Raw genomic sequence first — 16,006 nt, 5'->3', positions numbered from 1 at the left:
TTCTCCCAAGCCGGAACGATCATCATGGCCCTCAAATCCGATTTCCTGCGCATTCTCACCGAGCGCGGCTTCATACATCAGACCTCCGATGAGGCAGGTCTGGACGATCTCTTCGCCACGGAGACGGTGACGGGCTATATCGGTTTTGACCCGACGGCCAAAAGCCTTCACGTCGGCTCGCTGATGCAGATCATGATGCTTCGCTGGATGCAGAAGACCGGGCATCGTCCGATTGCCCTGATGGGTGGCGGCACCGGCATGATCGGCGATCCGTCGTTCAAGGACGAGGCACGCAAGCTTCAGACCTCCGACATGATCGCCGACAATCTCGCAGGAATCCGCCAGGGCTTCGAAAACTATCTCTCCTTCGGCGACGGTCCCACCGATGCGATGATGATCGACAATGCCGAGTGGCTTCTCGGTTTGAATTACGTCGAATTTCTGCGCGATGTCGGTCGTCATTTCTCGGTCAATCGCATGCTCTCGTTCGATTCCGTGCGGCTTCGCCTCGATCGCGAGCAGAGCCTGTCATTCCTGGAATTCAACTACATGATCCTCCAGGCCTATGACTTCGTCGAACTCAACCGGCGCTATGGCTGCCGATTGCAGATGGGCGGCTCCGATCAGTGGGGCAATATCGTCAACGGTATCGATCTTGGCCACAGGCTCGGCACGCCGCAGCTCTACGCGCTTACATCTCCGCTTCTCACCACGGCGTCGGGCGTCAAGATGGGAAAGACGGCGGATGGCGCTGTCTGGCTGAACGCCGATATGCGCTCGCCTTATGAATTCTGGCAATTCTGGCGAAACACGGAAGATGCCGATGTCGAACGCTTTTTGAAGCTCTACACAGAATTGCCGCTTGACGAGATATCCAGGCTCGCCGCGCTTCAGGGCTCGGAAATCAACGAAGCGAAAAAGGTGCTCGCCAATGAGGTGACCGCCATGCTGCATGGTCGCTCGGCAGCCGAGGAGGCGGCGGAGACCGCCCGCAGAACCTTTGAAGAAGGGCAGACCGGCGATGCGTTGCCGCGCATTGCGGTGCCGGGCGTCGAACTGGAGGGCGGGATCGGTGTGCTTTCACTCTTCGTGAGCGCCGGACTAGCTGCTTCCAACGGCGAGGCTCGGCGGCAGGTCAAGGGTGGCGGCCTCAAGCTCAACGACCAGCCGGTCACGGATGAACGCGCTGTCGTGACGTCTGATGATCTTGGTCCGGAAGGCCACATCAAGCTCTCCGTCGGCAAGAAGCGTCATGCTCTCGTCGTGCCGGCCTAAGATCGCTCACGAAAATCATCGAAAGGCGAAGATCGAACGGAATATCCCCGGCGCGACAACCGATAAGGGGTTGATCGTCAGCCGGGGAGCCTTGGCCGAACCCGACAGCCGATAGGTAACGCCGATCAATCCCTGCTCCCGGCCATTGCCGAGGACCATGCCAAGGATCGGAATTTCCCCGAATATCCTGTTCAAGCCATAGGCCGGCATGAACGTGCCGGTCATGTTCATGAGACCGTTGGCATCGTAGACGGTTCCCTCGAACATCATGCCGATCTGGGGGCCGCGCACGACGCCATTATCGACTTCCAGACGGTTCTTCGACTTCACAAGGCTCACGCTGCCGCTATCGAACGAGACGTAGCTCGTATCGAGCTTGCCGTTGACCGCATCGTTGAGGCTCCGGTCGCCGGTGCGCCGCGAGGCGAGTGATTCCAGGCGCGGCTCATTGATGATCATGAAGTTCTCAATGTCGACCTTGCCGGCCATCGGCTGCTCGGCGCCGCCCGTCAGAAGCGCGTCGATCTGTCCGCCGGACATCTTGTCGTAGAGGTCGGCGAAACGCAGAACCGCGCCCGCGTCCCCGCTCGCAATCTGCAGCTTGCGGTTGGCCTGTCTCTCATAGGTAAAGGCGACACGTTTTCCGCTTCGGAAAACCGCACTCAGCACCGCGTGATCGGGTTCGCCCGCCGAGCCGCTGAAGGTGATCTTCGCATTGCGGAGAGTCTCACTGCCGAACCCGCCGAGAGTGCCGATCAAAGCGTCCAGCTCGATCCGCCCCGCAAGGGGATTCGCTCCGCCCCCCTGTCGTTCAGCCTTTTCTGACGCCGGCGCGGTCATGGCGCGGATGATGCCGCGCCCGTCCAACCTTGTCCCTCGAACGATGATACGCATCGTTTCGCCGTCATGGCGGAGCGACAGACGGGCATCATCGGTCTCATTCAGCGCGAGCGTGGAGAGATCAGCTCTTTCGAGCCTTCCGCCTTGCAGAAGCATAGTGCCCTGCACTCTCGTGGCACCGGTCTCGAAATCAAGATCAGATATTCGGCTGACCTCGCCCTTCGTCTCCATTCGGAATCGTGCGCGGCCGGGAACCCCCAGCCCTTTGGACCATCCTATCGGTGCGAAGCCGATCGAGGCATTCTTCAAATCGAGAACGACATCGAAGGCGCCGTCCGCACCGACTTTGACCTCGGCATCAACCGTGCCGTCGACATATTCAGCCAGCGTCGGCGCAAATCGGCGTAAACCTTTCCGGTCGAGCTTCGCGCTGACCTGCGTCTCGATCGGCCCTTCCTTCGGCTTTGAAAGATCGAGGGATGCGGCGAGATCGTCCAGCCAACCGTCGAGCCGCAAGGTGAAACCATTTGGATCGACGAAAAGGCTGCCATGCGCTTTCGAGACGGTGTGTCCCTGAAACTTGCCGTCGAGCGCAGCGTCAGCGAACTGCGCGCTGACGGCAAAGGCGCTGACCGGCTTTTGCCCCATGGTCGGACCGAGAATCAGATCGGCCTCAACATTGGCCGTCGCCTCGCCCGAGAGCCTTTCCGACGCGATGGGGAGGGTCACGCCAATCGGCTCTTTCTCGGCAATGGAGGTCAACGCATCAGCGGAGCCCTTCACCGCTACGGAAAGCTGCGCGCGAAGGGGCTTGGCCTTCGTATCCGGCACATCCAGACGGGTCGGCTGCAATTGCACCGCTTTCCCTTCAACCTCTGCGAAGCCGCTATCGATGGTGACTTTTGCTATCGACCCTTCCACCGACACAGAGCCGCCTGTATCCCGTACGAGCGGTAGTTCTTCCGGCAAAGCGATAGCGACGCCTTCCATCTTAAGGCTGCCACGCAACTCATCCTTGGATCGTCGCAACCGCGGGTCGAGGAGCTCTGGCAGTGGCGCCGCCACATCGAGTTCGAGGTCGCGCCCCGATCCGCCGGTCAGCTTTTCCAGCACGAAGCTGCGCGTTTTCGGCGCGATCGTGTATGGCCAGAGGCGCTTCAGATCATCGGTCTGAAGGTAGTCCGCCCGAAGCGACAATCCCAGCATGAGCGGTTCCGTCAAGCCGAGTGCGATCCACCCTTCCGCCTTTCGACCCGCTATATTGATCGCAAGCCTGTCTCCCGATGCAATCTTCGAAACCGGGTCGTACTGGCCACGTAGAAGAAAATTGGCGGTCAGCGGCGGCAAGGCCGTGTCGACCGCGTCAATCGATGCATCGTTGGAGAGCAGTTCAAAACGGTAGAGGGGCGTGCCCTCCTTGCTTCGAAGCGGGCTTGGGCCGATGGCGCCATCGAGCGGCAAATGGGTTTGACCCAATCGCAGAAATCCGTCATCGAATTCTGCCTTGCCGGTCCCCTCGCCCATTCGAACACTCAGTGAGAAGGCACCGTCTACCGGCTCATGCGGTCTCGGCGTCAGATTGAAACGGTCGATCGCCAGCGTGGTCGTAACCCTGCCGGGCGCGCGTACATCCTTTTCCGTCGCTTCGATCTCAATGCCGACCCCGGCCATATCGGCCGAGCTTCTCGGCGTCGGCTGAAGATCGAGGTCGGGCAGTTCGACCTCGGCGTTAAGGCGCTCGACGCGTTGATCGGGCGTGAAGACAGCCTCAGAGGTAATGGCCACATCAATGCCTTTGGCATTGGTCACCGTGTGTAGATCAGCCTGCGCCTCGAGAGCGAGCCCCTTCTCGCGGCCGCGCTTTCGGCGCACAGAAGCCTGATGAACCCTAAGCTCCATCAGCCCCCGCGCAATCGTCACACGATCGAGCTCGATCCGCCTGATCCCCAGATCCCTTGTGCGGCCGTTCAACAGGCGCGCGGAATCCATGAGTAGCGCGGTCGCCTTGTCCGGGTCCATCTGACCCGCCTCGTTACGGATCGCGGCGAATGCGTCGACGGTATCCGCCGGAGCAAGGAGACCCGCCTCGATCCGCCCTCTCTCCAGAGCAAGGCTGCTTAGATTGAGCCGGCCAGTCACAAGCGCCGATGGGGAAAGGACGAGGTCCAGTCTCTCAAGCGAAGCGAGGGGAACAGGCGTTTCGGGCGCCAGAAGAGCCACATTGCGAAGGTGAACGGCAAGCCGCCAACCATTGCGCAGGCCGACATCGATGTTGCCGATCTTCAGAGCGACCGGCTGCCCGAGGGCAGTCTGGAGAATCTGATTCGTCTCGGAGGTGATCTTTTGACGACCGTAGTCGCTCTCGACAAACGCCCACAAACCGGCAAATGCGATGCTGAAAAGTAGGAAAATGCCAAGCAAAAAGAGAGCGATGATCCGAGCGAGGCGGACCAGCGCCGATCTGTCCGGCTCTTGCGCGCCGGCTTCGACCTCCCCAGACGATGCGTTCAAACCTGCCCCGTAGACCTCAGCTGCCCCGTCCTGTATCGGACCGGCGAACCGCTATGTCAAAAGAGAGGCGAAGCTATGACACTGCCACAAAAGGGCGATACTGCCCCCGACTTCACTTTGCCGACGGACGATGGAAACGACTTCCACCTCTCGGCCCAGCGCGGCCACAAGGTCGTGCTCTTTTTCTACCCGAAAGACGATACTTCAGGCTGCACGGCTGAGGCGCTCGCCTTCACGTCGCTCAAGGAAAAGTTCTCGGCCATCGGCACCACGGTCGTCGGCATCTCGCCCGATAATCTCAAGAAGCACGCCAAGTTCCGGGAGAAGCACGACCTTGATGTCGTTCTTGCTTCCGATGAGGAGAAGACGGTGCTGGAGAGCTATGGCGTGTGGGTCGAGAAGAGCATGTATGGCCGGAAATATATGGGCGTACAGCGCAGCACCGTTCTTGTCGGCGAGGACGGAAAGGTTCTGGAAAGCTGGTGGAAGGTTAAGGTGCCGGGCCATGCGGAGGCCGTGCTGGCTGCGGCGGAATCGGCTTGACCGCCGAAGCCGCCGCCGTTGACGGTGCGACTGTGGGTGATGCTGCGTCCGTTAGATCCTTGCGCGATGGCGCTTCACGCGCCGTCGCCGAAACCGACCTTGACCGAAAGGTCGCTCTGACGCGCGAGCTCTACCGGCATTGGCTGGGTCGGCATCTCTCACTGCATGGTCCGCTTGATCAGATGCCGCCGGATCGTCCCGGGCGACCGGAGCGGCCCGAGTTGGTTCCGCCGCGTATGCTGAAAAGACGCTCGTTGCGCAGTGTACGCGGCCGGATTGCTCTGCTTCACGCGCTGGCCCATATCGAGTTGAACGCGATCGATCTTGCGCTCGACATCGTCGCACGCTTTGCCGCCGAACCGATGCCGCGCAGTTTTTTCGACGGCTGGATGCTAGTGGCCTTCGAGGAGGCCAAGCACTTTTCCCTGCTGAGGGAACGGCTTTCCAGCCTGGATGCCGCCTATGGCGACTTGCCGGCACACGATGGTCTCTGGCAGGCCGCGCAGGATACGAAGGGCCATCTCTTCGCTCGGCTCGCCATCGTGCCCTTGGTTCTGGAAGCGCGTGGGCTGGACGTGACGCCTTCCATGGTCAACCAGTTGAATGAAGTCGGCGACATGGAAAGCGCCGCCATTCTCCGGATCATCTATGAGGATGAAAAGGGTCACGTCGCCACAGGCGCAAAGTGGTTTCGTTTCTGCTGCGCGCGCGAAGGCGTCGAGCCGGCGGCAAGCTTTCGTCGGCTGGTACGCGAGCACTTTCACGGGCAGGTAAAACCGCCGTTCAATGCTTTCGCGCGTTCGGCAGCGGGGCTCACTCCGACCTTCTGGCGTGGTCTGTCATCGGTTTCCAACAGCGACCATCGCGCCGACTGACAAGGCGCGGAGGGATCAGCGAAGGATGGTTTCTTAACCCTAATAGACTGTAATGCCTCCGCGTTCTCAGCGGGGGCAATCTTGGGTCCATCTGTCGTCAATCCCACCTTCTCTTTCGGCCAGCGCCAAGCGGAACCAGGCCCGAATTCGAATGGTCGGACGCACCCTCCAGGTGGGCCAAAACTCGCCAAGCGTAGCCTTCTCGCTATCGGTGGCCTTCTCTTCGCCAGCTATCTTTCGGCGACGGCCTATCTCGTCATGCGGGACGATCTCATCGTTCGTCAGCAAGCCCATGACGCTCGAATGCAACATGCCTATGAGGACCGGATTTCCGAACTTCGCAGACAAGTCGACCGGATCACCAGTCGCCAGATGCTCGATCAGCATCTGGTCGAGAAACGAATGTTCGAGCTGATGGCACGGCAGGATGTTCTCGCCAGCCGCTCGGCGAAATTAGTTCCGATTTTGAGAGACTTTAGCGTAACGACGACCGGGACTGTCCCGCCTCTGCCGAAATCACGACCGGAGGAAGAGGCAAAGGTCGACATTACGACGCCTTTTGCTGCCGATGGCGAACTCCGCCTTTCACTGGCTGAACGCGCCGATGTCGCTTTCGTCGCATTGCAGCGCTCGCTCCATGAGATGGAATCGCAGCAAATCGCCCAGATCACCCATGTCACGCAGAAAGCCGAAGATGCGAGCGACCGCCTTCAGGCCGCGCTGGTCGAGATAGGCATGGCATCTGCCGCTGTCGGCGAATCAACCGGCACGGAAGCGATGGGCGGCCCCTTCGAAGAGGTCGACGATGGCGCGTCCACGGATTTCAATTCGGTAGTGGAGCGTCTCGATACAGCACTCCAACGTTATGACAGGATTCGCGGTAGCGCAGCGGCCATTCCGCTGGCGCATCCCCTTCCCGGTCATGCGGTCACGTCCAGTTTCGGAATCCGCAGGGATCCCATCATTGGTCGACGCGCCATGCATTCGGGCATCGACTTCAAAGCGACGAGCGGCACACCGATCATAGCGCCGGCGGATGGTGTCGTGGTGAAAGCAGGACGCAACGGCGGCTATGGCCGCATGGTCCAAATCCGGCATGGGAATGGTCTAACGACGCGTTACGGTCATCTCAGCGAAATTGCGGTCAAGACCGGACAGGAAGTGGCACGCGGCACGGTGATCGGCCAGGTCGGCTCAACGGGCCGGTCGACGGGCCCTCACCTGCATTACGAAATTCGACGCCGTGGGGCGGCATTGAATCCGGATCGCTTCCTGAAAGCCGGCGAGACGGTCAGAAGCGTGCTCTGACCGCTCTCCTGGCCTTCTCGATCAATCCAAACAGCTATTCGACGTCCTCGACCTCTCCGACGACCTTGCCGGCAAGCGCCGCTTCCATGAACTCGTCCAGTCCTCCGTCGAGTACTTCGGTGGGATTGGTGCTTTCCACCCCCGTCCGCAGATCTTTGACGAGCTGATAGGGCTGGAGAACGTAGGATCTAATTTGATGACCCCAGCCGATATCCGTCTTGGCGTCATGCTCGGCCAATGCGGCATCTTCGCGCTTCTTCATCTCAAGGTCGTAAAGACGCGCACGTAGCGCCTTCATGGCATTGGCGCGGTTCTGATGCTGGCTCTTCTCCGAAGAGGTCACGACGATCCCGGTCGGCATGTGTGTGATTCGCACCGCCGAGTCGGTCGTATTGACGTGCTGTCCACCGGCACCGGAGGACCGGAACGTATCGATCCGGATATCCTTGTCCTGAATATCGATCTCGATATTGTCATCAATGACCGGATAGACGCCGATCGACGAAAACGATGTGTGCCGGCGCGCATTCGAATCGTAAGGCGAAATCCGAACCAGACGATGAACGCCGCTCTCGGTCTTCAGCCAGCCATTGGCCTTCTCACCCTTGATGAGAAGCGTAGCACCCTTGATGCCGGCCTCCTCACCGTAGGAGACGTCCTGAACCTCGACCTTGAAGCCCCTTTTCTCCGCCCAGCGCGTATACATGCGCAGCAGCATATTGGCCCAGTCCTGGCTCTCGGTACCGCCGGCTCCGGCGTGGACTTCGAGAAACGCATCGGACTGATCCATTTCCCCGGACAGAAGCGTCTCGATGCGACGCTTGTCGATCTTACCTTCAAGCTGTCGGATCGTCTTCTCGGCATCGCGAACGATCTCTTCGTCGCCTTCCATTTCACCGAGTTCGATCAGTTCGATGCTGTCATCCAGCGTCTGCTGCATATCGCTGATCGCGGAGATGTTCTCCTCGAGCGTCTGACGCTCGCGCATCAGCTTCTGCGCTTCGTTTGGGTCGTCCCAAAGAGAGGGGTCTTCGGCGCGGCTATTCAGATAGCCGAGGCGTTTCTGTGCGGCATCCCAGTCAAAGATGCCTCCTCAGCAGGCTGAGTGCCTGCTTGATCTCGTCAACGAGATTCTCCGTCTCTGCGCGCATGGCGTGAGCGTCCTTCCTGAAATCGGATGCGAGAAGGCCGCCCGTTCGGCGGCCTCCATTCCGGGCGCAACATAGTCAGTGCCAGCCCGCTGTAAAGTGCCTGCTCCGGCCTCAGTAAAGACCGCCACCAGCGGACTGGATGATCTCACGTGATTCTTGGGAAACGTTCCGCGGCGCATCGGTCTGCGCAACAGTTTCCATGCCGATCACATTATAGACATCGGCCGGGCCGGTCCCGGGCTTGAACGCCTCAATGATAACGTTGCCACCGCCGCTGCTCGCCGTGCGCATACCCGAACGCCGGTCGATCGGTATCATCAACATGCCCTCCGGCACCTGAAAATCAACGTTCGGCTTGCCTTCATGGGCCTTACTCATGAAGTCCTTGAAAATAGGTACGGCCAGACCGCCGCCGGTCGAACCGTGGCCCATCGGCCGCGGCGTGTCGTAGCCGAGATAAAGCGCCACGACGAGATCCGGCGTGAAGCCGACGAACCAGGCGTCCTTCTCGTCATTAGTGGTGCCGGTCTTGCCCGCGACGGGAAAGCCGATATCGGCAAGCTTCGCCGCCGTGCCGCGTTTTGCGACACCCTCCATCATGGAGGTGATCTGATAGGCGGTCATGGGATCGAGAACCTGTTCGCGGTTATCGACGAGCGTCGGCTCGGACTGACCGGACCATTCTTTGGCGGAGCAGCCTTCGCATCCGCGCTGATCGTGTTTGTAGACCGTCTTGCCATACCGGTCCTGGATCCGGTCGATCAGCGAGGGGCGTATCTGCTTGCCGCCATTGGCCATGATCGAATAGGCCGTCGCCATCCGCATGACAGTGGTCTCGGAGGAGCCGAGCGAGTTGGGCAGATAGAGGCCCATCTTGTCATAGATGCCGAACCGTTCGGCATATTCGGCCACCAGATCGATACCCATATCCTTGGCCAGCCGAACGGTCATGAGGTTGCGGCTTCTTTCGATGCCAAGCCGCAAGGTCGAGGGACCAGCCGACTTGCCGCCGTAGTTCTTCGGCTCCCAGACGGTATTGCCACTCTTGATGGTGATCGGCGCATCCATCACCACCGAGGCTGGCGTATAGCCATTGTCGAGGGCGGCAGCATAAACGATCGGCTTGAAGGACGAGCCAGGCTGGCGCATGGCCTGCGTGGCCCGATTGAACTCGCTCTCTGCAAAGGAAAAGCCGCCGACCATGGCAAGCACGCGACCTGTATGGGGATCCATGGCGACCAGGCCACCCTCGATCTCCGGAGGCTGGCGGAGGCGATAGCTCCCCTCCCCCTCGTCGGTCTTTTCGACAAAGACGACGTCGCCCTGCTCAAGCACGCCGGCGGGCGAACTCGCATTCTTCATCGAGCCGTCGACACGGTGGCGCATGGCCCACTTCATGTCGCTCTTTGCGATGGTCCCGGTTTCACGCTTGTCAACGACGGAACCGTCGCCCTTGCGGCCCGGCTGAAGGCCGATCTCCACCGAATTATCGCCCGTTTCCAGCACCACGGCGAGTTGCCATTCGGGTACATCGTAAAGGCCTTCGACCTGGGCGAGCGCGCTGCCCCAGTCGTCGCCCAGCTCGATTTTCTTGTAGGGTCCGCGATAGCCGCGCTGGACGTCGAATTCGATCAGCCCCTTCTGCATCGATTTGCGAGCCATCTTCTGCAGATCGGGATCGATCGTGGTGCGGACCGAAAGACCGCCCTCGTAGAGTTCATCAACGCCGTAACGATCGATGATCTCGCGGCGTACTTCCTCGGTGAAATATTCGCCGGCGAAGAGATAGGTATGGCGGTCCTGACGCGATTTGACGCCCAGAGCCGAGGCGCGTGCCTCATCGGCTTCTTTCTGCGTGATATAACCGTTTTCGAGCATCTGCCCGATCACCCAGTTGCGGCGATCGACGGCACGTTCGCGGTGCCTGAAGGGGTGATAATTGTTCGGTGCCTTCGGCAGGGCCGCGAGATACGCGGCCTCGGCAACGGTCAGCTCGTTGACACTCTTGTCGAAATAGGAGAGCGCCGCGCTCGCGATGCCGTATGAGCCGAAGCCAAGAAATATCTCGTTGAGATAGAGTTCGAGGATCCGATCCTTCGAGTAGGCCTGCTCGATCCGAAAGGCGAGGATCGCCTCCTTCACCTTCCTCTCATAGGTCTGCTCCGTGGTGAGCAGAAAGTTCTTGGCGACCTGCTGCGTGATCGTCGAAGCGCCCTGCCTCGTCCCATTGCGCAGATTATTGACGATCGCCCGTGCAAGGCCCTGAACATCGAGCCCGGGATGGGTGTAGAAGTTCTTGTCCTCGGCGGATAGAAAAGCTGCCTTGACCCGATCCGGCACGGCGGCAATCGGCAGGAAAAGCCGTCTCTCGCGGGCATATTCCGCCATCAGGCCACCATTGGCGGCGTGAACACGTGTCGTCACCGGCGGCTGGTAGTTGGCGAGCACCTCGTAATTCGGCAGATCAGAACTGACATGCGTGATGAAAAGCGCGACCGCGCCGGCAACCGCCAGAGCCGCGACGACACCTATACCAAAAAGATAACCGATGATCCGAATCATTACTGCCCGCCTTTGCGAGGTCCCGACGACAAAAAAGCGCCCGCTGGCCGCTTCGTCCTGCTCATCTGCACGATTTTGCGCATGGATGCGCCCCGCCAGACCTGCCCGTCCCCATCTATTCCTCAAACCTCTTGGCGTAAGTTCTTGGACAAAATGGGGCGAGAGGCCATTCTGCTAGGGGTTTTGCCGGTCCTGTTTCAGCGTAATGACGCCTCCCGGACCTCTCCGTACTGAGCAACAGCCGCCGCAATAGCCGAAGCGGCTTTTGTGCGCCACTCATCATCCTGAAGCAGCGACTCATCCTTGTCGTTGGAGAGATAACCCAGTTCGATGAGGACGGACGGGACGTCCGGGGCCGTCAATACACGGAACCCCGCATGCCTGTGAGGACGCTTGATCATCAGCAGCACTTCACCCATCGAATCAACGAGCTTACGCGCAAAGCGCAGAGAGAAGCCCTTCGTTTCACGCCGAGTGAGATCGAGAAGAATATCCGACACCTCTTCCGCCTCTTCCGGCAGGTCGATTCCCGCAACGGAATCGACCGCGTTTTCTGAATCGGCCAAACGTGCAGCCATCGCATCGGAGGCTTTTTTTGAGATGGTGTAGACCGTCGCGCCGCGTACGTAATCCTGCCTCACGGAATCGGCGTGAATCGATATGAAGAGATCGGCATCTGCCTGACGACCGATCCGAACCCGTTCATTGAGAGCGATAAAGCGATCGTCGACCCGCGTCTGGACGATCCGTGCGCCCTCTATCTTTTCCAGTTGCCGCTTCAACTCCAGAGAAAAGGCGAGCGTAATATCCTTTTCCTTGACGCCGTCGCGTCCACGCGCGCCGGTATCGATCCCCCCATGACCCGCATCGACCACGATCGTGAAAGGCTTTCGCTCCGGCGAGTTACTTGGCAGCCGCTCACTCTTTGGTGTCGAGACCGTGACCACCGAGGCAGAAGCGAGACGCTCCTTGAGGGCCGTCTCGAAGGCGTTCTGCGAGGCGAGGTTCAGATCGAACGAAACCGTATAGCGTCCGTCTTCACGCAGCTCCTTTTCCGGCCCATCAAGGGTGAACGGGCCGCGCATGCCGATGACCATGCGCGAGCGCTGCTGGTCCATCGCGCCATAGCGGATCGACTGAACCAGGCCGTTCGGCAGCACGTCTTCCGGTGGCATTTCGAAGGCGGTCGCCGGAAGGTCCACGATCAGCCTTTCCGGTCCCCTCAGCATCTTCACGGCCAGCTCCGGATCCCTGTCGAAGGTCAGGCTTACGGCCGTATCCTGCTCGTCGCCCGTAATTTCGATCGAATAGAGTCGGTGAGGAAGCGAATCCTCGGCGAAAGCGACCGCGGGAAGGCCGAGCAAACCGATGGCGGCCACCACGCAAAAGGGCCAAGAGCGCGCCGGACGGTCTGAGCGATATCTGGAGAAGAAATATCTCACGGAGTTCTTACCTGGTATCGGTCGTCTTGAGGGCCGCACGATTGAAGAGATTCGCATGACCGCGTTAATCTTCTCTTTACCGCATTGCGGGCCCAGATTGCCTCTCTTGCCACAGACGCAACGAAGACCTACAAGGGATGCGGATCAATATATCCTTTCCGGCGGTCAGTTCGTGCTGCTTGAATCGCTCTTTACAAAGCGATTGCCGACGAACCCCCGAAAGCGACGATCCAAAAGAATTCTCTCGGCGGTCGTCGTAACGATCCGTCGTTCCAGAGGAAGGCGGCCGGGTCGGCTCATCCCGTGCTGCGACATATTGAGCGAGGTCGGAACCTAACCGAATACGGCGGTTCCTTGTTGCAACGGTCAATTCGGCGAAACCATGACAATTTCAGCGCGAAACGACAGAACCTCCGCTACGCGCATTTTCTGCGCGGCAAGTGATCTGTTCGCATCGCCGCCCGGTTTCTCGTCAGACCTTCTTTTTACCGGCCAGCCCTGCCCTCCCGGACCGCCAAGACGGACGGATGACGCATCAGGTCTGGCCGAGGAGTTCATACCTAATGTCCAACAACAAAATGCTGATCGACGCCTCCCACCCGGAAGAAACCCGTGTGGTGGTGTGTCGCGGCAACCGGATCGAAGAATTCGACTTTGAATCACAGCATAAGAAGCAGCTGAAGGGTAATATCTATCTTGCCCGCGTGACGCGGGTAGAACCATCGCTGCAGGCCGCCTTCGTCGAATATGGCGGCAACCGGCACGGCTTTCTCGCTTTCTCGGAGATCCATCCGGACTATTACCAGATCCCGCTTGCCGACCGGCAGGCGCTTGCCGCTGCGGAGGCGGAAGAAGCCCTCCGCGAAAGCATGGAAGAGGACGACGAGCAGGAGGAGAACACCCGCTCGCGTCGTCGACGCCGTTCGACCCGATCGAAGAAGAAGACCGACGAGGTAAAAGCCTCGGACGGACAGGGCAAATCCGACGAACAGAGTGACGATCAGCAAACGTCCTCGGAATCCTCACCCAACTCGGACGATGCCGAAATTCCTGCCGCAGAAGATATCGTCGCGCCGGATGATGCCACCAACAAGCCGCCCCTTCCCGCAGCCGAAGGCGATCAGCCGGAGAACACCGACGGTGCGAATGATGAGAAGTCCGATGACGATCCCTCGTCGATCGCCATGGCCGTCGATAGCGATGTCGTATCGGAACCGACTGAGAAAGCCTCGGATGACGATGCCGATGAAGATGGTGACGACGACGAAGACGAGGATGATGAAGAGATCGAGAATCTCGGATCGGACGATCCCGTCGAGGAAACACGTCGCAAGCGCTCCATGCGCAAGAATTACAAGATCCAGGAGGTCATCAAGCGCCGCCAGATCCTGCTCGTTCAGGTGGTCAAGGAGGAGCGTGGCAACAAGGGCGCAGCGCTGACGACCTATCTGTCGCTTGCGGGCCGCTACTCCGTTCTTATGCCCAACACGGCACGCGGTGGAGGCATTTCGCGCAAGATCACCCAGGCCGCCGACCGCAAGCGGCTGAAAGACATCGTCAAGGAACTCCACGTGCCGCAGGGCATGGGCGTCATCCTTCGCACGGCAGGCGCGAATCGGTCGAAGCCGGAAATCCGGCGCGACTACGAGTATCTCATGCGGCTTTGGGACAATGTGCGATCCCTGACACTGGAATCGACTGCTCCTGCCCTGGTCTATGAAGAAGGCAGCCTTATCAAGCGCAGTGTGCGCGACCTCTATAACAAGGATATCAGCGAGATTCTTGTCGCTGGCGAAGAGGGTTATCGCGAGGCGAAGGACTTCATGCGCATGCTCACGCCGAGCCATGCAAAGGCCGTTCAGCCGTACCGCGACCCACAGCCCCTGTTCGCACGGCACGGCGTGGAATCCCAGCTGGACAAGATGTTGCAGCCACAAGTCACGCTGAAAAGCGGTGGCTACCTCATCATGAACCAGACCGAGGCGCTCGTCGCCATCGACGTCAACTCGGGGCGGTCCACGCGCGAGCACTCTATCGAGGACACAGCGCTCGCGACCAATCTGGAGGCAGCCGAAGAGGTCGCACGTCAACTGCGCCTTCGCGACCTGGCCGGACTGATCGTCATCGATTTCATCGACATGGATGAAAAGCGGAACAACCGCGCCGTCGAGAAAAAGCTGAAGGATTGTCTGAAGGACGACAGGGCGCGCATCCAGGTCGGGCGGATTTCGCCGTTCGGCCTTATGGAGATGAGCCGCCAGCGTATTCGCGCATCGGTTCTCGAAAGCACGATGCATCCGTGCGATCACTGCCACGGCACCGGATATATCCGCTCCGATTCGTCCACGGCCCTGCATGTGATCCGTTCGGTCGAAGACCATCTGACGCGCGACAGCCGCTTCAATGTGACCGTCCGCACGGCGGCGCCGATCGCTCTTTATGTTCTGAACCAGAAGCGCGCGATGCTGATGGATCTGGAGCGTCGCTTCGGTGTGGCCATCTCGCTCGAGGTGGATGAAACGCTCGGCGCAAAAGTTCTCGACATTCAGCGTGGTGAAGCTGCGAATGCAGAAGAGATTGCCGAGCGCACCTTGCCGCCATCAACGGGCCGGACCGCTCTGGTCGAGCCCGAGGCGGAGCAGGAAGAGGCGGAAGACGCTTCGGCGCCCGAAAATAATGCTGACGATAGCGGCAATAGTGACGATGAGAACGAAGGCTCCGGCCGCAAGCGCCGTCGCCGTCGCCGTCGTCGCGGTGGTAACAAGGATGACACGTCCAGTCAGGACGAGACAGCATCCGACGATTCCAGCGACGATCAGGACGATGATGACGAGTCCTCGGATGATGATTCCGACAATCAGAAGGGCTCCAATCGGCGCCGCCGGCGCGGCCGCCGCGGTGGTCGGAAAAATCGTGATCGGGCAAAAGAATCAGAAAATCAAAATGATGGCGACTCGTCTTCAGATGATGAGTCCGATTCCTCAACAGCCGATCAAAAGACGGACGACGATAAGAGCCGCGTCGCTCCGACCGCTGGTGATGAGGACAAAGCCGCACCGAAGCAGGATCAGAAGACTGCGGAAGCTGTGAAGGTTGAGCCCGAGGCGGCGAAGGAGGAACACGTTTCCACGGAAAGCCAGTCCGTCTTGGTTGAGCCATCAGTGAATACGGCCGACGAGGTCAATACCAGCGCTGGCGACGCGCGCGGCGAAGGCGAAGCGGAATCGGAGAAACAGACGGCCGATCAGTCGGCGGAGGAAAGCAGCGAAACTGCTGTTGCTGCGGCTGATGAGGACGACAGCAAGCCCCGCGGACGGACCAGACGCGTTCGACGCGCCGGCAATGACGATGCGCCGGGCGAGGTCAAGGTCACGACGGTGAGCCCGGAGGGCGAGCAGCCGGCCGAGCCTGAAAAGAAACCCCGCCGTTCCGGCTGGTGGAACCGCGGCGGTTTCTTCTGATCGTAAAAAAGCCGGCCTTCGGGCCGGCTTTTTCCATT

9 protein-coding genes are annotated in these 16,006 nt (G+C 59.9%); 5 read left to right on the top strand and 4 right to left on the bottom strand.

All coding sequences use genetic code 11. From position 1 onward, the window contains the following. Positions 1–21 precede the first annotated feature (21 nt). Positions 22–1,275 (top strand): tyrosine--tRNA ligase, encoded by a 1,254-nt coding sequence (tyrS, locus tag D8780_RS05640; RefSeq protein WP_121646395.1) that lies wholly within the window; start codon positions 22–24, stop codon positions 1,273–1,275. Between the two features lie 15 nt (positions 1,276–1,290). Here tyrS and D8780_RS05635 read toward each other — a convergent pair whose 3' ends face one another. Continuing rightward, positions 1,291–4,626 (bottom strand): YhdP family protein, encoded by a 3,336-nt coding sequence (locus D8780_RS05635; protein ID WP_121644730.1) that lies wholly within the window; start codon positions 4,624–4,626, stop codon positions 1,291–1,293. Between the two features lie 75 nt (positions 4,627–4,701). Here D8780_RS05635 and D8780_RS05630 point away from each other — a divergent pair, with 75 nt between their 5' ends. From D8780_RS05630 to D8780_RS05620, 3 genes are all read left to right on the top strand, one after another. After that, positions 4,702–5,169 carry a peroxiredoxin gene (locus tag D8780_RS05630; RefSeq protein WP_121644729.1) on the top strand — a complete coding sequence of 156 codons (468 nt, stop codon included), beginning with the start codon at positions 4,702–4,704 and terminating at the stop codon, positions 5,167–5,169. Next, on the top strand, positions 5,166–6,044 hold the full coding sequence (locus tag D8780_RS05625) for a ferritin-like domain-containing protein (protein WP_245412275.1): 879 nt from the start codon (positions 5,166–5,168) through the stop codon (positions 6,042–6,044). The genes D8780_RS05630 and D8780_RS05625 overlap by 4 nt, the downstream gene beginning before the upstream one ends. Before the next feature lie 81 nt (positions 6,045–6,125). Then, entirely contained in the window at positions 6,126–7,352 is a 1,227-nt protein-coding gene (locus tag D8780_RS05620; RefSeq protein ID WP_121644728.1) for a M23 family metallopeptidase, read from the top strand. A gap of 34 nt (positions 7,353–7,386) precedes the next feature. Here the strand turns inward: D8780_RS05620 and prfB are convergent. From prfB to D8780_RS05605, 3 genes are all read right to left on the bottom strand, one after another. Next, a protein-coding gene (gene prfB, locus D8780_RS05615) for a peptide chain release factor 2 (protein WP_121644727.1) occupies positions 7,387–8,503 on the bottom strand; the annotation gives its coding sequence in 2 pieces (ribosomal slippage) (positions 7,387–8,433 and positions 8,435–8,503; 1,116 coding nt in all). A gap of 111 nt (positions 8,504–8,614) precedes the next feature. Further along, positions 8,615–11,065 (bottom strand): penicillin-binding protein 1A, encoded by a 2,451-nt coding sequence (locus tag D8780_RS05610; RefSeq protein WP_121644726.1) that lies wholly within the window; start codon positions 11,063–11,065, stop codon positions 8,615–8,617. 197 nt (positions 11,066–11,262) lie between these two features. Beyond that, complete coding sequence (locus tag D8780_RS05605) at positions 11,263–12,447, bottom strand: N-acetylmuramoyl-L-alanine amidase (RefSeq protein WP_158598447.1); 1,185 nt, start codon at positions 12,445–12,447, stop codon at positions 11,263–11,265. A 623-nt stretch (positions 12,448–13,070) separates the two neighbouring features. Here D8780_RS05605 and D8780_RS05600 point away from each other — a divergent pair. Further along, positions 13,071–15,968: a ribonuclease E/G gene (locus tag D8780_RS05600; protein WP_121644724.1), complete on the top strand. Its 2,898-nt coding sequence runs from the start codon at positions 13,071–13,073 to the stop codon at positions 15,966–15,968. The last annotated feature ends 38 nt before the right edge of the window (positions 15,969–16,006 follow it).

This window comes from Notoacmeibacter ruber (assembly GCF_003668555.1).
GTDB lineage: Bacteria > Pseudomonadota > Alphaproteobacteria > Rhizobiales > Rhizobiaceae > Notoacmeibacter > Notoacmeibacter ruber.
Note: the sequence above shows the minus strand (reverse complement) of the source record. Positions and strands in the feature narration are given on the sequence as shown.

What these genes read in the sequence shown, in the direction of transcription:
- D8780_RS05600 (WP_121644724.1), top strand. Translation starts at nt 13,071, where the DNA reads ATGTCCAACAACAAAATGCTGATCGACGCCTCCCACCCGGAAGAAACC.
- D8780_RS05610 (WP_121644726.1), bottom strand. Translation starts at nt 11,065, where the DNA reads ATGATTCGGATCATCGGTTATCTTTTTGGTATAGGTGTCGTCGCGGCT.
- D8780_RS05630 (WP_121644729.1), top strand. Translation starts at nt 4,702, where the DNA reads ATGACACTGCCACAAAAGGGCGATACTGCCCCCGACTTCACTTTGCCG.